Source organism: Paenibacillus sp. G2S3, from assembly GCF_030123105.1.
Taxonomy (GTDB): Bacteria; Bacillota; Bacilli; order Paenibacillales; family Paenibacillaceae; genus Paenibacillus_AQ.
In genome coordinates, this window is record NZ_CP126095.1 from 4,686,596 (window position 1) to 4,706,796 (window position 20,201).

Annotated in this window: 17 protein-coding genes, 1 pseudogene and 1 riboswitch; of the genes and pseudogenes, 3 read left to right on the forward strand and 15 right to left on the reverse strand. The window is 44.1% G+C overall.

Annotated elements, in window-relative coordinates; all coding sequences use genetic code 11:
* Positions 1 to 80 precede the first annotated feature (80 nt).
* The 9 genes from ytfJ to mscL form a co-directional block, all read right to left on the reverse strand.
* On the reverse strand, positions 81 to 572 hold the full coding sequence (gene ytfJ / locus QNH28_RS20635; RefSeq protein ID WP_283908338.1) for a GerW family sporulation protein: 492 nt from the start codon (positions 570 to 572) through the stop codon (positions 81 to 83).
* Positions 573 to 656: 84 nt separating this feature from the next.
* On the reverse strand, positions 657 to 1,370 hold the full coding sequence (locus QNH28_RS20640; protein ID WP_283908339.1) for a DUF2953 domain-containing protein: 714 nt from the start codon (positions 1,368 to 1,370) through the stop codon (positions 657 to 659).
* A gap of 184 nt (positions 1,371 to 1,554) precedes the next feature.
* On the reverse strand, positions 1,555 to 2,157 hold the full coding sequence (gene scpB / locus QNH28_RS20645) for an SMC-Scp complex subunit ScpB (protein ID WP_042190273.1): 603 nt from the start codon (positions 2,155 to 2,157) through the stop codon (positions 1,555 to 1,557).
* A complete protein-coding gene (locus QNH28_RS20650; protein ID WP_283908340.1) occupies positions 2,126 to 2,917 on the reverse strand; it encodes a segregation and condensation protein A in 792 nt (263 codons plus the stop codon). The genes scpB and QNH28_RS20650 overlap by 32 nt, the downstream gene beginning before the upstream one ends.
* Positions 2,918 to 3,052: 135 nt before the next feature.
* On the reverse strand, positions 3,053 to 3,520 hold the full coding sequence (gene ribH, locus QNH28_RS20655) for a 6,7-dimethyl-8-ribityllumazine synthase (protein ID WP_036676377.1): 468 nt from the start codon (positions 3,518 to 3,520) through the stop codon (positions 3,053 to 3,055).
* A gap of 36 nt (positions 3,521 to 3,556) precedes the next feature.
* Positions 3,557 to 4,810, reverse strand: coding sequence for a bifunctional 3,4-dihydroxy-2-butanone-4-phosphate synthase/GTP cyclohydrolase II (locus tag QNH28_RS20660; RefSeq protein ID WP_283908341.1), 1,254 nt, complete (start codon positions 4,808 to 4,810; stop codon positions 3,557 to 3,559).
* 60 nt (positions 4,811 to 4,870) lie between these two features.
* Positions 4,871 to 5,539, reverse strand: coding sequence for a riboflavin synthase (locus tag QNH28_RS20665; RefSeq protein WP_283908342.1), 669 nt, complete (start codon positions 5,537 to 5,539; stop codon positions 4,871 to 4,873).
* Positions 5,540 to 5,639: 100 nt separating this feature from the next.
* Entirely contained in the window at positions 5,640 to 6,740 is a 1,101-nt protein-coding gene (gene ribD / locus QNH28_RS20670; RefSeq protein WP_283908343.1) for a bifunctional diaminohydroxyphosphoribosylaminopyrimidine deaminase/5-amino-6-(5-phosphoribosylamino)uracil reductase RibD, read from the reverse strand.
* A 215-nt stretch (positions 6,741 to 6,955) separates the two neighbouring features.
* Positions 6,956 to 7,131: riboswitch (FMN riboswitch) on the reverse strand.
* 271 nt (positions 7,132 to 7,402) lie between these two features.
* Complete coding sequence (gene mscL / locus QNH28_RS20675; RefSeq protein WP_283908344.1) at positions 7,403 to 7,807, reverse strand: large-conductance mechanosensitive channel protein MscL; 405 nt, start codon at positions 7,805 to 7,807, stop codon at positions 7,403 to 7,405.
* A 403-nt stretch (positions 7,808 to 8,210) separates the two neighbouring features.
* Here mscL and QNH28_RS20680 point away from each other — a divergent pair, with 403 nt between their 5' ends.
* Together QNH28_RS20680 and QNH28_RS20685 are read left to right on the forward strand one after the other, a co-directional pair.
* On the forward strand, positions 8,211 to 8,921 hold the full coding sequence (locus tag QNH28_RS20680) for a response regulator transcription factor (RefSeq protein WP_283908345.1): 711 nt from the start codon (positions 8,211 to 8,213) through the stop codon (positions 8,919 to 8,921).
* Positions 8,918 to 10,021, forward strand: a complete 1,104-nt coding sequence (locus tag QNH28_RS20685) for a sensor histidine kinase (protein WP_283908346.1) — start codon at positions 8,918 to 8,920, stop codon at positions 10,019 to 10,021. The genes QNH28_RS20680 and QNH28_RS20685 overlap by 4 nt, the downstream gene beginning before the upstream one ends.
* Before the next feature lie 109 nt (positions 10,022 to 10,130).
* On the opposite strand, the gene QNH28_RS20690 is transcribed toward QNH28_RS20685, so the two are convergent.
* Entirely contained in the window at positions 10,131 to 13,574 is a 3,444-nt protein-coding gene (locus QNH28_RS20690) for a collagen binding domain-containing protein (protein ID WP_283908347.1), read from the reverse strand.
* Between the two features lie 279 nt (positions 13,575 to 13,853).
* On the opposite strand from QNH28_RS20690, the gene QNH28_RS20695 reads away from it, so the two are divergent.
* Positions 13,854 to 14,609, forward strand: coding sequence for a YwaF family protein (locus QNH28_RS20695; RefSeq protein ID WP_283908348.1), 756 nt, complete (start codon positions 13,854 to 13,856; stop codon positions 14,607 to 14,609).
* A gap of 56 nt (positions 14,610 to 14,665) precedes the next feature.
* Here the strand turns inward: QNH28_RS20695 and QNH28_RS20700 are convergent, their stop codons facing one another.
* The 5 genes and pseudogenes from QNH28_RS20700 to QNH28_RS20720 form a co-directional block, all read right to left on the reverse strand.
* Positions 14,666 to 15,097, reverse strand: a complete 432-nt coding sequence (locus tag QNH28_RS20700; protein ID WP_042190291.1) for a peptidylprolyl isomerase — start codon at positions 15,095 to 15,097, stop codon at positions 14,666 to 14,668.
* 145 nt (positions 15,098 to 15,242) lie between these two features.
* The gene (gene lysA, locus QNH28_RS20705) at positions 15,243 to 16,577 is read right to left on the reverse strand and encodes a diaminopimelate decarboxylase (RefSeq protein ID WP_283908349.1); all 1,335 of its coding nucleotides are present in this window, start codon (positions 16,575 to 16,577) and stop codon (positions 15,243 to 15,245) included.
* Positions 16,578 to 16,704: 127 nt separating this feature from the next.
* A pseudogene (locus QNH28_RS20710) lies at positions 16,705 to 18,411 on the reverse strand (spore germination protein); the annotation flags it as partial.
* A gap of 552 nt (positions 18,412 to 18,963) precedes the next feature.
* The gene (locus QNH28_RS20715) at positions 18,964 to 19,389 is read right to left on the reverse strand and encodes a stage V sporulation protein AB (RefSeq protein ID WP_283908350.1); all 426 of its coding nucleotides are present in this window, start codon (positions 19,387 to 19,389) and stop codon (positions 18,964 to 18,966) included.
* Complete coding sequence (locus tag QNH28_RS20720) at positions 19,386 to 20,048, reverse strand: stage V sporulation protein AA (protein ID WP_283908351.1); 663 nt, start codon at positions 20,046 to 20,048, stop codon at positions 19,386 to 19,388. The genes QNH28_RS20715 and QNH28_RS20720 overlap by 4 nt, the downstream gene beginning before the upstream one ends.
* Positions 20,049 to 20,201 lie beyond the last annotated feature (153 nt).

Genomic DNA, 20,201 nt, shown 5'->3' on the forward strand with positions numbered 1-20,201 from the left:
GGTATGTCCTCTCCACACAAAAAGGGACACCGCCTGATGTAAGGCGATATCCCCGAGGCTATTTGTAGGATTATGTGTACCTAATGTGTTGAAGCTTGAGATGTACTTGGATCGGGTTTAGCAGGTGCCGATGAGGCTTGAGCAGTAGGTGTTGCCCCAGCTTGACTTGAGGAGCTACTGCTTTGGAACATGGTCTGGATTTTGTCGATGAGCCCTGGTGTGGCATCGATGATTTTCTCGAACAAATGCGTTTGATTGTCGAGTGGTACAATGTTCACCCCATCCTTACCAACCACTAGAAAAGCGATCGGTCTGATGGAGACGCCACCCCCACTACCGCCACCAAAAGGAAGCATTTTGACACCGCCTTGGGAGTTTGATCCGCTTATAGAATCCTCTACTCGATAATCACTACCCCCTGCAGCAAATCCAAAGGCCACTTTACTAATCGGCAGAATAATACTACCGTCAGGTGTTTGTACTGGATCTCCAACAATCGTATTAACATCTACCATACCCTTGATATTTTCCATCGCTGTTTGCATTAGGCCCTGAATAGGATGGTCGCTCATATTGTTTCCTCCTTTGATTGAGTACGATTACTCTTGCTTCTACAGCGCTTAGCATCCCCACATCCACACATTTGTATGTAACTTTCATTCTAAACTTTGCCCACGAGGCTCACTTCGCATCCTTTTTAGTAATTTTCTCCACTTACTGATTCCCCCCGTCTCTCTTAAGACACGCAGAAGAAGCTGGAATGTTGCGTATATGGTATAGGAAACGGACAACTTACCCTCACATACGAACTCCATTGAAAAACAATGCTCATCCTGAAAAACAGGCTTCACAAACACTCGTGGATTGTGTTTCAATTTGACCCACTGCGAAATAAATCCAACCATGCTCCATTTCAATCCCCAGACGGCTCCAGATGCTATGGCAGTGTCTGCTGCATCACCTAGTGAGAAGTCCGTGGACCAGTCAAGCTTTGATATTTTGACATGAGATACGGTTTCCTTGAACCATTTCTTCAATCCACGTGTGGATTTCACTGCTATCTGTACATTGTCCCGCCAGTGCTCAAATCTTTCTTTATCGAATTTCTCTTCCTTTACAGTATCAACACCTGTTGTCGCCGTACCCGTCTCTTTAAACTTCCCGAGCACACCTTGCTCCAATCCCTTAAAGACCAATCGGGGCAGTTCATAGTGGAGTTTGATCAGACCAAAAAGAGTCTTAACATCTAACTCGAGCAGATCATTTTTGCCATGTTTATAGCACCGGATGCGGAAATCGATAGATGAAGACAGAACCAGAATCATTGCCAGTACCAGCAATCCGAGGGGAATTCCAAGCCATAACGTCACGTATTTACCTCCAAGAAACCTTAATTATGGGAACCTTTGGTTTAGTATGGCAATTTAAGCTGGAAAAAATTCGGGGTTTGGTTAAAAAATGTGGCTCTACAAAAAAATAGGGACTGCCCATAAACCATGTGTATGGTTTATGGGCAGTCCCAGCAATATAAATAATTGCGGTATAACAAAAAAACTAAGGCTGTTCTATATCCTCGAATGTCATTTGAGTATCCAGCTTATTGAATAGTAGCTGTGTCTCCTCTTCCAAATTATCAGTGGATTCGAAGTTTGATGGTTCAGGCAGCTCATTCAGACTAGCGAGACCAAAGCTCTCCAAGAATGACTTAGTTGTCCCATACAAGATTGGGCGCCCTACAGCCTCCGCACGACCGACCTCATGGATCAAATCCTTGTTATTCAGCGTATGAATTGCACGTTCGGATTTCACGCCTCGTATCTCTTCGATCTCCACCCGTGTAATCGGTTGACGATAGGCCACGATCGCCAATGTCTCTAATGCGGCCTGAGACAAGGTTGATCTGGAAGGGGAGTAGGCTAAGCGCTCAAAATAATGGGCGTGCTCAGGCAAGGTAGCTAGCCGATAATTCCCGGCGATTTGCACTACCTGCAATCCCCGTTCCTGTGTTACATAATCCTCTTTCAGTTCTTCTAAAGCTCCAGCCGCAAGCTCTGGTCGCTGCTCCGTAATCTCGGCGACTTGCCGTACGGAGATCCCTTCATCACCTGATAGAAACAACAGGCCCTCAATAATCGATTTCAGCGTTTTGTAATCCATTGAAGTGTTCTCCTCCTCTCCACTCCATTACGATGTCCTCAAACAATTTCTCTTGATAGCAAAAAATCGCCTTCATTTTCATTAGTTCCAGAATCGCAAGAAAAGTAACTACGATTTCGTGTCGCGCCATTTCATCGTGAAGCAGTGCTGAGAAGTGGAGCCTTCCTCCCTTTCCCCTGCGCTGCAGCGCATCCGATACATCACGTATACGATCTTTTACCGATATTTCGTCCCGGGTGATCCGCTGGTAAGAAGACCTTCTTGCCGCCTTACTTAGCGCTTTTCGGAAAGCAGCTATAAGGTCGGAAGTATGTAGTCCTTTTAGCGTTTGGTCAATCTCTTCAGGCACGAATGGACCCAGATCCTCTGGTTCCTTCGTAAAAATCAAGCTCCGCTCGCTCTCCATATCCATTAAATGAACAGCAATACTCTTGAATTTACGATACTCAATCAGTCGCTGAACAAGTTCAGCTCGTGGATCAAATTCATCTTCTTCGTAATATTCAAAATCATCGATCTCAATGACCGGTGGTTTGGGCAGCAATAGCTTGCTCTTTATAGATAATAGGGTTGCGGCCATCACGAGAAATTCACTCGTAATATCCAGTTCAAGCTCCTGCATACTTCGCAGGTATTCCATATACTGTTCGGTGATCTCGGCGACCGGAATGTCCTGGATGTCGATTTCCGCCTTATCGATTAAATGCAAAAGCAGATCCAGCGGACCTTCAAACGTTTCCAGCTTGTACAATACAGTCACGAAGCATCCTCCCGCCTAAAAAAGTAAAGTGCAGCGCCCTAATGGACGCTACACAAGTAGAAAGGGCTCTATAATCCATGCTTTCTTCTTATACTATAAATAAGCACGAATTCGACTGATTCGTCAATAGCTGTCTTACTTAAACAGTTTGTTAAGATTCGCCATTTCAATCGCAGCAGTTGCAGCATCCCAGCCTTTATTCCCTGCTTTGGTTCCTGAACGTTCAATGGCTTGTTCAATATTCTCAGTAGTAACTACCCCAAAAATCGTCGGTACACCGGTTTTAAGATTGATCGCAGCTACCCCTTTAGCGACTTCATTACATACATAATCATAGTGCGTTGTAGACCCACGGATAACAGTTCCTAAAGTGATTACAGCATCGTATTTACCGCTTTCCGCCATTTTTTGAGCGATCAACGGAATTTCAAACACGCCTGGAACCCAAGCAACATCCACTTCATCATCACCAACACCATGGCGTTTAAATGCATCAAGCGCACCGGATAAAAGCTTACTAGTAATAAATTCATTAAAACGTCCTACTACAACCCCGTATTTTAACCCCTCGGAAACTAAATGTCCTTCTAAATATTTCGGCATATCATTCATCTACCCTTCGTTTTTTATTGTGTGTGATTATACTTTCGAATCCTCATTTTGTTCAATGTCGTCAAAAGAAAGCAAATGTCCAAGCTTAGCCTGCTTTGTATGGAGATAATTGGTATTATCCTTATTTTCAGGCATTTGTATTGGTACGCGCTCAACAACTTCAAGTCCATAACCTTCCAACCCCTTGATCTTTCGAGGATTGTTCGTTAGGAGACGAATCTGACTTATACCTAGATCCTTCAGAATCTGTGCACCGATCCCGTAATCACGCAAATCTGCTGGAAAACCAAGCTTTAGATTGGCATCTACGGTATCGAGTCCTTCTTCTTGAAGCTTGTAGGCTTTAAGCTTATTGATAAGACCAATACCTCTACCTTCTTGGCGCATATAGAGCAACACGCCTCTACCAGCAGCTTCGATCTGACGCAGCGCCGCTTCAAATTGTGGGCCGCAGTCGCAGCGATGGGAGTGGAATACGTCACCGGTTAAGCATTCGGAATGTACACGTACTAACACTGGCTCATCACCGGAAATATCACCCTTCACCAATGCTACATGCTCTTTATCATCCACTTCATTCGTATAGGCAATGGTCTGAAAATCACCGAAATCGGTAGGCAGACGCACGGACACCTCGCGATTGACGAGCTGTTCCTTCTCGTTCCGATAGTGAATGAGATCTTTGATGCTGATCAACTTAAGATCATGCTTCTTAGCAATCTCAACCAGATCAGGCAACCGGGCCATCGAGCCATCTTCCTTGATGATTTCACAAATCACACTAGCGGGATATGCGCCACACATACGGGCTAAATCAACAGCAGCCTCAGTATGTCCGGAACGGCGCAGTACACCGCCTTTTTTCGCAATCAGCGGGAACATATGGCCAGGTCTACGGAAGTCAGATGGCTTGGCTTTAGGATCAATCATAGCTTTAACAGTCAAGGATCTTTCTCCTGCTGATATACCTGTAGTTGTATCTATATGGTCAACGGATACAGTAAAGGCTGTGCCATGATTATCTGTGTTGTGGCTGACCATGGCCTGTAGTTCAAGTTCTTCTGCACGCTCTGCGGTAATTGGCATGCAGACCAAGCCACGTCCCTCAGTGATCATAAAATTGATAACTTCTGGTGTAGCCCGTTCGGCAAGCGCTATAAAATCCCCTTCATTCTCACGATCCTCATCATCCACCACGATGATGACTTTGCCGCGCATTAAATCATAAATCGCTTCTTCAATCGGGTCCAAGACACTATCCTTCTTCGATTGTTCGCTCATGGTTCTGTCCTCCCAATAGCTTTACAAAGGATTGTTTCCTCTTCGTAAGCTTACTCTTTTTCAAAAAAATCCGTTCGCCGTCAAGAAATCACGACTAATCCCAGAACTGCTATCACTTTCTTCATCCTGTGCAGCTGAGCCATAATGCAGAAGATGATCAACATATTTACCAAGGACATCGCTCTCTATATTCACACTATCTCCCGCCCGCTTGTAAGTTAGCACCGTTTCCCCTAAAGTATGCGGAATAATGGATACAGTAAGCGATGATGCCGTCGTCTTTACTACCGTTAAGCTAATGCCATCGATCGTGACCGACCCTTTAGGAATGATGTATTTGAACAGTGATTTGCGATCTGGCGCAATCTCATATACCACGGCATTCTGATCACGCTTTACGCTTTTGATGACACCTGTGCCGTCAACATGTCCTTGAACAATATGACCTCCAAATCGGCCACCGGCTGCCATTGCTCGCTCCAGATTCATCCGGCTGCCAGGACGTAGCTCCTTCAGGTTACTATTTCGATAGGTCTGAGGCATGACATCCACTGTAAAATAGTTCTCGCCTAAAGTTGTCGCTGTAAGACAGACGCCATTAACCGAAACGCTATCACCAATCTTCAGATCATCCATGATGACCGAAGCGGCAATGTTCAGCACCATCATTTCTCCACCGGTGGAGACACTTCTCAGAGTGCCAACTTCTTCGACTAATCCAGTGAACATGCTTTCCCTCCTAAAGTTTTGTGTGAATAACACTTCTCCGCTATCTCTCCGAACAAAACTTGCTCTGGAAGCATACGCTTAAGTTTTGTAACCATTCGCCTTAGCGTACCGGAGTACCGCTGATACATACATTATCTCCGAGCACTTTTACTTCCAGTCCCTCCAGAGAAATCGCGTCCTTCATCAGCTCTACACCAGGAAAAACGAAAGTCCCTTTCGCTTCAGCACCACCGCCAACAATCTTTGGAGCGAAAAAGAGAATCACTCGATCAACTAGCCCACTCTCCAGCATCGCACCATTTAGCGTGCCCCCGCCTTCAAGTAAAATCGATCCGATTTCCATTTCACCGAGCGTTACCATAGCAGCCTTCAAATCCACCCGTGGTCCTGGGCCGCTAACAATAATTTGCACACCTGCCTCAAGAAGCGCTGCTCTCTTTGCAGGATCTGCGGCTTCTGTTGTCACGATGATCGTAGGCGCTAGACTGTCACTTACAACTGCTGAATCCAATGGAATACGTAGGCCAGAATCAATCACAATCCGTGTCGGATTAATACCCGGTACTTCCGTTCTTGTCGTTAGTGAGGGATTATCTGCAATCACTGTATTGACACCGACCATAATTCCCTGATGCCGATGCCGCAGTGTATGTACGATCTCCCGCGCTTCTCCATTCGAAATCCATTTACTGTCACCAGATTTGGTAGCTAGGTTGCCATCCAGCGTGCTGGCACTCTTGAGCGTAACAAAAGGCTGTTTTGTCAAAATATATTTGATAAACCGTTCATTCAACCGCAGTGCACGATCACGCAGTAACCCTACTTCTACTTCGATTCCGTGCTCACGCAGCATTTGAACCCCGCGACCCGCCACCTGAGGGTTAGGGTCCTCACAAGCGACTACCACTCTGGCTACTCCCTCGTCGATCAGCCTTTGGCTGCAGGGCGGAGTCTTGCCATAGTGACTGCACGGTTCCAGTGTTACGTAGGCAGTGCTGCCCTGTGCTTGACCGGCTGCCATATTCAAGGCATGTACCTCAGCATGACCCGTTCCGCGCTGCAAATGAGTTCCAAGCCCAATCATAGCTCCATTCTTTACAACAACGCAGCCTACAACAGGGTTAATTCCTGTCTGTCCTTGGGCCCGTTCTGCCATATCCAACGCTAGCGACATGTAAAACTCGTCATTCATGTTGTCCATCTCGTCCTCCTATCCCCTTACTGTCTATCTAATGCTTAAAAACAGAAAAACCCATCTCATTCTCCAGGCGGAGTAAAGATGGGTTATGCGAGAGTTTATCGGCAGTCCAAATAAAAGTGTGCGTAAATAACCGTCCATTGACGGCAATTGTGAAATATCGCACATAATAAATGAAAACACTGCAGTCCACCTGTCTATTACAGACAAGCGGTTAACCTCTCCTTCTTCCATCCAGACTATACTGTCGGTCCCGGAATTTCACCGGGTCCACCGTTCGCGTCAACAACGCGAGCCGGGTAGCGGACTAAGTGTGGTAGATAAACTTAATAAATAAGCACTCTACAACAACATCACCGCCGGTAGGGAATTACACCCTGCCCTGAAGGATTGATCCTTTTATTTAATTGAGGTTCAAGTTTTCCTTACTAACAAAATTATCACTTACACCATCGAAATGCAAGTGCATTTAATATATTTACTTAAAATTTGTAACTTAATTCTAAGATGTATGGTGATTACAAGAAGAAACGAGATTATCAACTTTAAAAAGAGGACAACACTTTCGTGATGAGGTCTATGGATGGTGTCCTTACATACAAACAAACCAAAAAAGCGCCCGGACTAGTATCTCCAGGCACTTTTTTTTGGTTTTCTTTTTCCAATTACAATCCACGTTCTTGTTGCTTCAACAGATCACGAATTTCAGTCAGCAATACGATATCCTCTGCTGGCGCAGGCGTCTCCACCACTTCAACCTTAACCGCTTCTTTACGTTGAAATTTGTTTGATAGCTTGATCACCATAAAGATTGAGAAGGAAATAATAAAGAAATCAACTACCGCCTGCAAAAATTGCCCATAAGGGATAATTAGTTCATTATGCATAACCATGACACTTAGAGCCCGATCCTTCAGATCTATACCACCTGTTATCAAGCCAACGATCGGCGTAATGATGTCAGCTACCAATGATGTCACAATTTTACCAAAAGCTGCTCCGATAACGACAGCAATGGCTAAATCAAGTACATTTCCTTTTAGGGCAAAGGCTTTAAACTCTTTCCACATCTTCCAATTCTCCTCCAACCTATTGAATTTGAAATTATTATAGCATAGCAGCTTCCCAAATCTTAAGACTTGTTAAGAAACTATTAAGTTTACTTTTACTTTTACCTGCCACCGTTGTTAAGAAATCTCTTGTTAAATAAGGATTATAAACTATTCATCTTTGCTAATAAATTTCATTTTCAAGTCGCATGCTATACCGACAACCTTCTCCAACAATCAATACTTTTTGGCCTCTGCTTCTCTGCTATGTGGGCGGCTTTATTATAGCTTTAAGTTTTTCAAAGAACTACACAAGCTGCTTCCCATCGCTCATCACCGGCCTTCAAATAAGGCTTTCAAACTAGAATATATTGTATACTTCTTGTAGTACGATTGCTTTACAAGCAAGAAAGGACGCTGAATCATGCACAACGCAACACTGCTCTTGGTTGATGACGAAGCTGAGATTATTAAGCTCATGCAGATCTATCTGGAGAACGAGGGATACCGCCTGTTAACTGCCCATGACGGACTGGAAGCACTTGAAATTATTAAAAAAGAAACGATAGATCTGATGGTTCTAGATATCATGATGCCTAACATGGACGGTATAGAGACTTGTATAAAAATTCGAGAAACACAAAAATTCCCGATTATTATGTTATCTGCCAAAGGTCAGGAACTAGATAAAATCACTGGACTCAGTGTAGGTGCGGATGATTATGTTACGAAGCCTTTTAGTCCGCTGGAGCTTGTTGCCCGCATTAAATCCCAGCTGCGTAGAACCCGGAATTACATGGTCGAGCTAAGTGCCAAACAGGATGAAATCATCATTGATGGCTTGGTTATTAACTCGGTTACGCATGAAGTTAGCGTGGATGATCAGGCCGTTAAACTTACTCCGAGAGAATTCGCAATTTTGGAGCTGCTCGCCCGAAACAAGGGACAAGTACTAAGTATGGAGCAAATCTATGCCAAAGTGTGGAAAGAGCAGTTTCTCGAAAGCAATAATACGCTCATGGTACACATTCGAAAAATCAGAGAAAAAATTGAAGCTAATCCGAGAAAACCACAATATTTAAAGACGGTATGGGGCGTTGGCTACAAACTGGAAAAAGGAGGTCCTTCTAGTTGAACCTTAAACGATTCGATACCCTATCCTGGAAAATAGTCGGCTTCAGCTTAACGAGTCTAGCACTTACAGCAGCAATTTTATTGGTCGGCTATTATGGGACATCCCTTTTGCTATGGCTCAATCCTTCTCGTTCCTTCTGGGGGGTTAAGCTCATCCGCTGGGTAATCAATAACATCGGGTCTACGCCTATAGTGATTCTTATTGGTCTTCCTTTGTTTATTGTTTTCATTCTAAAACTATCCAGAAATACAACAAGCAATCTTCATAATATTACGAATGGGGTCCAAGCGATAGCGGATGGCAATTTATCTTTCAAGGTACCAGTAACAGGTACGGATGAACTCGGTAAACTCGCCGAAAATATGAACCTCATGGCTGGCAAACTAAAATCCGCTTTAGAGGAAGAACGAGCAGCAGCGAAAGCCAAAAACGACCTAATCACAGGTGTATCCCATGATCTCCGAACCCCTCTAACTTCTGTACTTGGATTTCTGGAGTATGTGGAGAAGGATCGTTATAAGAACGAGGTCGAACTGCGTTATTATGTTAATATTGCCTATGAGAAATCCCTGACTCTTAAAAAGCTAATCGACGATTTATTCGAATATACACGCGTTAGCAGCAGCGGGCTCCCCCTTAATATTGAGCCTGTAGATCTCGGAAAGCTGCTTGAACAGCTTGTCGAGGAATTTGCTCCCGTATTGGAGCAAGCCGATATGACCTACCGTATTCATACGGATAAGGTCCCTTTAATTATCCATGGTGATGCGGACGAGTTAGTACGATTATATGAGAACCTATTCACCAATGCGGTTAGATACGGGAAAGAAGGTAAGATTCTAGATATCTCCGTTTATAGAAAAGACAATAGAGTGATTGCTACATGCACGAATTACGGCAACCCGATTCCAACCGCGGACCTCCCCCACTTATTCAAGCGATTTTATCGCGTAGATAAATCACGCTCTCGAGAGACCGGCGGAAGTGGCTTAGGACTCGCGATTGCCAAGAACATCACAGAGCTCCACGGTGGAACGATTTCTGCCAAAAGCTCACGTAAACAAACCGAATTTGAGACTTCCTTCCCTGCGAGCGAATAGGTTCAGAACACAAAATGAATATCAGGCCGAACACAAACAAAAGCACCCGACCTTAATCACGCCGGGTGCTTCTTTCATTTCAATTTCAAATCATACTCAATCAGTTCACTTACTTTAAGTTTCCCTTCCGTCTAAATACACGGTTTAAAGTAAAGCCTATGGCTATTAATCCAATACCTGTCATGTAAAGCGGTGCCGGGCTACTTTCTCCCGTCTTTGGAAGCTGAGGGGCACTGGAAGTGTTGTTATTCACTGTACCTTTCGGTACTTCCTCATCAACAATGTCGACCTCTCCCAAAGGAACATTTTCATCTGTAATAACTAAATCTGGAGTTCCTTCCTCTTCTGAAGTTGCCGATTCCTGACCGGTCGTATTCCCAGGGCCAGTAGGTACTGCCGGATCATTGATGATTACTCCTGGCACCAGCGAACTCGTAGGTGTAGGTGTAACCGGACCTCCTGGAGTTCCTGAAGTTGGTGTTGACGTAGGTGCTACTGTAGGCTCTGTTGACGGAGTAACAGTTGGTTCCGACGAAGCTGATGGTGTTGCTGTAGGGGCTATAGTTGGCTCTGGCGTTGCAGTAGGCGTAGGCTCAACTGCTTTTTGATTCGTAATCACTAACTGATTCGTTGACGAAGAATGAATGGATACTGGATGTTCTGTAGGATCAAGTACATAGCCACTTGGAGCTGTCGTCTCCATCAATACATAGTTGCCCAACCATAATTTGTTGAATGTGGCTGTACCAGCGGAATCTGTGGTTAAGCTATTAATAAATACGCGGTCTGAGCCGTTTAGACGATAAAGTGCAAAAGTCGCATCTCCCAGCGTTTTCAAGTTGTCCTCTGCATCCAGCTTCTTGATCATCAAGGAGCCTCTAACCCCGCTACCTGATCCTGATCCACTCGACACACCGACGATAATTTCTTTAGAAGAATCTTTGCTTATTTCGATAACATTAAAACCACTGAAACGAACAGTATTAATAACTTTGTCTCCTGTATTCGCCATAATCAGAGATTGATAATCGAGAATATAAGGTTTACTAATCTCCTTGGCGAAGCTTAAATCAAACGACTGCTTGCCGTCTACATCCGTTTTTATTTCTAGGCTGTAATCGATACCTTGGGTCAATTCAGGTCCGTTTTTTGTTACATCCCCGTTCTCAGCTAGGGTTGTAGGATACAGATGGAATGAATCCTGTAGCAAAATCTGATTAGCGCTAGGAGTATCTTTGATTAACGCATTCATCACAGTAGACTGACTACGATTGATTTGAATGCTCCAATCGATTTTCTCGCCATTCTGAACACCATTCTTTAAGAGATATTCGTCTCCATAAGGAATCTTTACGGAAGCGTTCAAATCCTTGGATACCTTTTTTGTCCCATCATAGAGATTGGCTTTATTATCAATAGCAGTGCCGATGACTTTGCCTTCAAGACTTGTATGAAATTCTATATAATATGCGGATTGAATAGCGTCTGTAAAAGAGACCTTCAACTCATTATTACCATTAACACTGTAAGTGTATTTGCTACTGTTTACCTCTACACCTTTCGTTGGGTCCCCATTCTTAGCAACATTCATGGTGTACACTTTCAGCGATTCAGGAACCAGGGTTTGACCCGATTTCAAAATATCCACGACCTCTGGCTCTGCAATCGTTTTGCTATTATAGTTGACCCCTAATGTCCAAGCTAATTCTTTAGTTGAAGCATTATAGGAACCAAATTTCAAGCCATTACTTTTCGCTTCAACTCTTGGAATAAATAGCCCTTCTGCTTCTGTGGTGCGAGGAACTTCGGACGTGTCTATCCAGTCCATCCGAACCTTGTTATTAAAATTTTCAGTATTAGACCAAATCCAATCCTTATTAAAGTCTGTTCTATAGCTGATTGTATAAGTTTCGGAAATCGCCGATTTGAAGACAACCTTGAACCCTTTATTAGACTGAACAGGAGTATTGTATACTAAAATATAATCGGCAGGCTTTAATATACTTCCATTCGAATTTCTAATTACGAGTGATTCCGGAATAAACTTCAGTCCTCCAAACGGGAACGATTCCGTAATCTCAACCTGGCCCATTGGATAGTTATCACTGTTCAATGTGACCTTCCATCCAACCGTTTTATTCTGATAATCTACGTCTGTTAAGTTCTTATACAGAATGGCTGACCGTATTAAGCGAGTAGCCTGTTCAGTGTACGTACTGTCCGTAACTGTATTAGTGATGGTAGTATCTTCAAACACACGCTTAACAGCTTTGGTCTTATATTCGATTCGATAAGGGGATGTTATATCTTGTTTAAATTGCAAGGTGAACCCTGACTTACTCACGTCTGACGCTGCAACTACAGTGTAATCAAGATCCTTTGTCAACAGATTGCCTAACGTTGCTGTACCTGCTGAATCCAGTTGCACCGTATATACTTTTATCGAATCGGCTACTAACGCTTGAGAATCATTAAACAAATCCTTTAGTACAGCATTTCCTTGCGGAATCGTTTTTTTATTATAGTTATATTCGATTGCCCAGGAAATGATTTGATTGCTCCAGTCATATCCGCTAGAGTACTTGTTCAAGCTTCCTCCTCGTTCTACTTGAACAGTAGCAGAGGAACTTGCAGGAACTTGCCCATCTCCTGTAAAAGTCGCTGTATTCGTGAAGCTTAGCTGATGCTCGTCAGTAATAGCTGTGGAGTATTCAATACGGTAAGCACTGGAAATCGCAGGATCAGTGAAACGAACATTTAACGATCCTTCAGTAAACTCTGAAGAATATTTACTGGTATCGAGTAGTGCACCTTGCGTTACCGAACCGTCCAACTGGATACTCAGTTGATACACACTCACAGTGACCGGAGTGCTTAGTGACAAACCTGTTGGTATAGGATCAGTTACGACTGCATTCCCAACAGTTTTTAATGATTTATTTACGTCAACCGACCATAAAATATAGTCAGCATTAAAACCCTGAGGAATCCCCCTCTTCTCAATGGTGGATCCTACACTCGGTTTAAAATTCACAGTAACCGTCTGAACACCACCGCTCACCGGAAATAAAATTTGCTGAACAGTACTTCCTGAGATTTTTTGTTTATCAAACTTAGTATTGATCCGAAGCGTTCCTTGCACGTCATCATGCGTTTCTATGTAGTCGTTAAAGCTCATTGTTACTTGGTGTGATAACTGCTCAACTGTAAAAGTTCCTACATCTCCATCCTCTGATACCAATGAACCGTTAATATCATTAAAAAGCTGAAACTGCTCTGGAAGCTGAAAGGTAAAGGTGTCACCTTGCTTGTACGGATGTGCTTTAGGAAGAGACCACGTATAATCTAATGTTACATTAGCATCTTGCTCATAAACGCTATCCGTGACCGTCTGCCCGTCTGCACCATATACAGCCATTGAGACAATAGTGATGATATTCCGTTCCTGATCGATTGCTGCTGCTTTTACTTGTGGAGCGAAACCGATGCCATAGGCATATTGCGCTACAAGCATCAGAATAACGAGCATCACACTTATTCTTTTTTTTAACATAACCCTAAAGCCTCCAATTCCTTTTCCAATTTGATTTTTCTGTGTTTGTATCCCCTCTTGAAGCGTAATCTCTGCCATTCCTCATGCTCGAATGCTTCTTATGTAATTCCGCGCCCCTCGCCCCATCTTATGTTAAAATAATGAAAAGCCCTTCTTTTGTGGCTTATTTGACAGAACGCATACATATATAACCATTTTATGGATGTTCAGAAACAGAAAATCTCAAAAATTTACATAATTATTTTTTGAAGTATTTTTCCGTACGAAGGAGGTTGAGTCATGCATCTTTCATCTTATTTTGATCGACAGCGCACGGAGGATTTCATTATGTTCTCCCCTTCACATTGGATTGCTCTGTCTATCATTGCATTGCTGTGTCTACTGTTTTACGGTTTAAGATTCGAAATTCGCACGGATATGAGACTTCGGCAAAGTATGCGCTTGCTGCTAATTATTATTCTGATGTTCTCAGAGGCGGGACTTCAAATATGGTACCTCACTCAGAACGTATGGCAATCCAGCAGCTCACTCCCGCTCGAACTATGCGGAATTACATTACTACTATCCATTATCATGCTGATAACTCGTAGCCGAACACTTTACTCCTTTCTGTATTTTGCTGGGATTGGTGGAGCATTCATTGCTTTACTCACACCGAATCTGGTCTATCCGTTCCCTCATTTCCGATTTCTACTGTTCTTTATAGCTCATGGTGGTATTATTCTTGCTTCTCTTTATATGACCTGGATTGAGGGCTATAAGCCCACTTGGAAATCTCTCCTGTTCACCATGCTTGGACTAAACATTGTGGCCGCTTGTGTGTGGATTGCCAATTACATCCTAGGGTCTAACTACATGTTCCTATCTCATAAGCCCAGTACTTATTCTGTATTGGATTATTTTGGGCCATATCCTTATTACCTGCTTGTTGAAGAGTTATTTGCCTTCATTGTGTTTCTGCTCATGTATTTGGTATTCTTCTGGGTGCCAGAGCGGCGTAAATCGCGACATAGACGGGTTAGGCGGATTCTTTAACAACACAAAAAGCCAGCCTCCGGATATTCGGAGACTGGCTTTTTAACTATTAATTCTTAAGCTTCGATGATTTCTACTGAAGTCATTTTGTCGCGTCCTTTGAAAGTATCAACAAGATCCATACCTTCAACTACTTTACCGAATACAGTGTGAACTCCATCCAAGTGTGGTTGCGGTGCATAGCAGATGTAGAACTGGCTTCCGCCTGTGTTCTTACCCGCATGTGCCATAGCAAGTGTTCCGCGCTCGTGTTTGTTTGGGTTGATTTCGCAGTTGATGGTGTAGCCTGGACCACCAGATCCAGTTCCGTTAGGACAACCGCCTTGTGCTACAAAACCAGGGATAACACGGTGGAATGTCAATCCATTGTAGAAACCATCTTTTGCTAGCTTTTCAAAGTTAGCTACAGTGTTTGGTGCATCTTGATCGAACAAGTCGATCAGCACTACGCCGCCATTTTCTAGAGTAATTTTCGCTTGCTTTGCCATATGTAAATGACCCCTTTCAAAATTAACAAATTTAGAATACCTCAATTATATTACTATGAAACCACGCACAAAGCAAAGCAAGCAGGAGTAATTCCTGCTTGCTCTTTATGCCTTCCCAATTTTCCCTACTTAACATTAACGGCTATTACTTAGCAACAGCGGCTTGTTTAGCGATACGCTCAGGAACAATATCGTTGGCAATCAGATCATTATAGCTTTCGCGACGCACTACAAGATCGCTGTGTCCGTTCTGAACGAACACTAAAGCCGGACGACGAAGACGGTTGTAATTGCTCGCCATGGAGTAATTGTAAGCGCCTGTGCAGGCTACAGCCAACAGATCGCCGCTTTCAGCCTCAGGCAGTTCTACATCCCAAATCAGCATATCTCCGCTCTCGCAGCATTTACCAGCGATGGATACAGTTTCTGTAGCCTCTTCATTCGCACGATTAGCAAGCAATGCCTCATATTTAGATTGGTACAAGGCAGGACGTGGATTATCAGTCATCCCACCGTCAACGGCAACGTACTTACGCACGCCTGGAATATCCTTGTTCGTACCTACAGTATAAAGTGTGGTACCTGCATCTCCGACAATACTGCGGCCCGGCTCCACCCAAATTTCAGGCAAAGCATTATAAATTCCAGCAAAATGAGTCTTCACCGCATCCGTAATTGCAGCTACATATTCAGAAACATGTAACGGGGTATCCCCCTCAACATAACGAATACCGAAACCTCCACCTAGGTTTACTACACGGAAGTCCACTTCCAAACCTTCTTTAACACTACGAGCAAAACTCGCTACACGTTCAACAGCAAGCTGGAATCCATCCGTTTCAAAAATTTGAGAACCAATATGGGAATGTACGCCAAGCAGCACTAAATTCTTTTTGCTGGCTGCCGCTTTAACTGCTTCATAAGCTGATCCATTACCGATATCAAAACCGAATTTGGAATCGGTCTGACCTGTAGTAATATACTCATGCGTATGTGCTTCGACACCTGGTGTCACACGTAATAAGATGTTAACCTTAACTTCTTTACGTGATGCAATGGACTGCAAAAGATTAAGCTCTACCAGATTATCGACTACAAAGCAGCCGATCCCGGCATCAATCGCCATTTCGATCTCTTCAGACGTCTTATTGTTGCCATGAAAATGAATACGTTCTGCCGGAAAGCCAGCTTGTAAAGCTGTGTAAAGTTCGCCATCAGATACAACATCAAGCGACAAGCCTTCTTGATCAGCCAAACGAACCATAGCCATTACTGAGAACGCCTTACTTGCGTAAGCTACTTGAAACCCAAGTCCAGAGGCTTTAAAAGCATCCATATATTCCCGGCAACGTTGTCTCACCAATTGCTCGTCCAATATATATAGCGGGGTTCCATATTCCGCCTTCAATTCAGTTACATCACATCCGCCGATCTCCAAATGCCCAGCATCGTTAATTCGGCTAGTACCGTGTAGAAACATTCTTTAGTCCTCCAATTTCTGTGGAATATCAAGGTTCCACCCTGTCTTTAGTGTATTCAGTATAACAGACAGTGGGAACTCCATTGAATGGACTAATTTGCAGTAGTTTTGTATTTTCATACGATTGTTAATCATTCTTTTGAGTAGGTGGCACCCTTGTATTGTCTCTAGTTTTGTTGAAAGACGGCCTTGTCTTCGAGCTTAAGACTGGCTTGCGCACTAGAATTTCACTCATTGCCTTTGCATTAAAAGGTATAAACGGCCACATATAAGACGAGTTATAGGACCGATGGGTAGTTAGGAAAATAGTCAGTAGCGTCGTGCCAATCATAAATCCTGGCACCTGGAATGCCGCAACGGCTACTAATAACACAAGCCTGACTATTCGATTCGCCAGACCCAGCTCATAACTCGGGGTTGCAAACATACCTATGGAGGCTACAGCCATATACAGAACTACCTCGTTAACAAACAAACCACTCTGGACCGCTATATCACCAATCAGTATGGCAGCTATCAGACCCATCGCTGATCCTAAAGGCGTTGGTGTGTGTACTGCGGCCATCCGCAGTAAATCAACCCCAAGCTCCACAATAAGAAACTGGGCGAGTATTGGAATTCTGGCGGTCTTTTGAGGTCCAATGAAATCCAGCACAGCCGGCTTTAGTTCAGGATGAATGACAAGCAACATCCATAGTGGCAGCAGGAACATGGACGCAAATATACCAATGAAACGGACCCACCGCAAGTACGTTCCCATAAAAGGAGTCTGACGATTCTCCTCTGCATGCTGACAAAGATCAAAAAAAGTAGTCGGAAGAACAATAACAATAGGTGAGGTATCTACAAACAGTATTACCCGTCCCTCTAATAAATTGGAAGCCACAACGTCAGGGCGTTCAGAATAACGCACCATAGGATATGGATTCCATCCACCGCCGATAATCGCTTCCTCTAATTGTTTATCTGCCAGAGGAATACCATCAATATCAATGCTTTTAATTTTGTCGATAACAGATTTAACCTGTGTTTTATCAACAATATCATCAATGTAAGCCACGCAGACATCTGTTTGTGTCCGTCGTCCAACCCGAAATAGCTCATATTTCAGCCCTGGATCACGAACCCGTCTTCTGACAAGCGAGATATTACTCAGTAAAGTCTCTGTAAAACCGTCACGCGCACCGCGCACCACCCGATCAATCGAAGGCTCGGCAGGACTGCGGCTAGGGTAAGAACGAGTATCCATGATGATAACCTTGTTCTCACCTTCGACGAATAATACGCTCAAGCCTTCTAGTACTTTCTCGATACTTTCGCTTAACGAATTCCCCTCTTCCACCTGGATGTGAGGGACATATTCATTCATAAAGCTAGACAGTACACCCGTAGACAGATTCTCAGATGTGAGATAGGTCAGACGTTTTAGAATATCATCGGTTACATCTGTATTGGTAAATCCACTTAAACAGAGTAGAGCTGTCTTATGTCCGCCAAAGGACATCTGTCTAAACGTTACATCAAAGCTTGTTCCCAGCCCCATTACCTCAGTAAGAGTTTGTTTCGTATCTTGCAGAGAAGCTGGAATTTCATCATTTCCTTGCCAGTAAATGACGGACTCTTTTAATGAGTTGGAGTGCTCTTTATCCCGTTTCTTTTGTAGCTTACTGTTTCCCTTTTGATTACTGCTGTCTTGGGACTCTTGCTGTGCTTGCTTCTTTGAGGGCTTAGGCTTGGAATTTGACGTTACTTGGGCTTGGGATTCATCCCCTGCCCCCGTTGCCGCCTCTGATCCGCCTGCTTGTTGGGCATTCTGATCTTGCGCCTCATCTTCGGATTCCGAATCTGAATCTAAGCCGAATAACCTGGCAAAAAATCCTTTACTAGGCTCATTCTGCTCCTGATTTCCGAGCTCATCTGACGCCTCCGCATCCTGCTGCCCGGAATCCGGCTGTGCTGTCGCTTCGGCGCTTTGATCTTCTGCCCCGAGCTCATCTGACGCTTCTGCTTCCTGCTGGCCGGAATCTGGCTGTGCTGACACTTCGGCGCTTTGCTCTTCTGTCCCGAGCTCATCTGACGCCTCCGCATCCTGCTGCCCGGAATCCGGCTGTACTGACGCTTCGGCACTTTGCTCTTCTGTCCCGAGCTCATCTGACGCTTCTGCATCCTGCTGGCCTTGACTCGGATCAGCTGTTGTAGTATTTTCCGCCGAATCTTCTGCGTTTTCACTGGTCATAGAAGCTCCATCAGCCTCAGTATGATCCGCAACTAGATCCGCTGCAGTATTCTTCATTGCGGCGGCAGCCGCAGCGTTCTCTTCCTGGTGATCCTCTTCTGGCGCAGAATCACCACTGTGAATATATTTACTCATGCTATAACCCTCCGTTTACTGTCGGTATACAAACCAGTCGAATAAAGAACCCGCGACTTTCCCGCTTACCATCGCCATTAACAGCCCGAACAGATAATGTGTCATATTCAAGCGTTTAGCGAGTATCGGCAGCACATTTAATACCTCGGTCAATGCTGCAGCGAGCATCCCGACAAAAATCCCGTCAAAAAGTCCTATACCAAGTTCAACTAAAGGACCTGAGCATATTTTCCAATTCCAAAAATCACTTACGGTTCCTAGCAATGATCCAACTACCATCGCACCTTCGTACCAATGTACTTTATCGTAAGAAGAGGTTAATTGAGCCAGACGGGGCACCATGTCGAGCACCACAAATAAAGCGATCACACCGCCGCCTACAGCGATCCCTCCAGCAATACCCAGCAGTAAGTTTAATCCCAGTGTTATAGGTGCCGTCATCTTCCGTCCTCCGTGTTCTCAGGTTGATTTTCTCCACGGCGCCTCATTTTGCTGTACTCCTCATTGATGACATATTGGTCGATATTTTTCTGATACAGGTACATTTCCACTTCTAGTGGTGTAGGCTCTTCATTCCACTTTTTCTTAAATAAATGGTTGAAAAAAATGACCATCCCAAAACCAATTCCTAGCGAATACGCAATCTGAAATACAAACGGATGCTCATCCCGATGACCAGTGATCATCTCCACAATTCGGATTTGAACCTCCTGCATGTTTACATCCGCATGGAAATTCATGATTGTCAGCGCAGACCCAAAGAACAGCAGCAGCCATACTAAAACAAACATCGCTACTGAAGGCTTCCGCCTCTCCACCGGACCTTCAATCTGCACAATCGTTCTCCCTTCACCGATCGGTTCAATGTCCGCTTCCGGCAACAGGTCATAGATGCGGGGAATAACCATCAAGAGATCAATCAAAATCAGATTGCCGTCACTTTGCTCTGGCTTCATTAGCAGAATAGATTCCAGCGACTCTTTCAGCTCTGGCTCCGCGATCAAAAATGCAATATCACCCAATGTGACACCTTTACCTTTGGGCACCGTCACCCGGTTCTTAAGCTGTATATAGATGGCGGGAGCAGAATGTTGTTTCATCCGCATTCCTCCTAAAGGTTGTGGTCAAGTAGCTCCGGTGCAAGATAACGGTAGTATGGGAGTAAAGCCTTATTTTTACTCTTGAAGCTCTGAATCAATTTCCAAAGATGCTGAAATGTTGAATGTTTATAGGTATCGTGAATGCTTACCTCA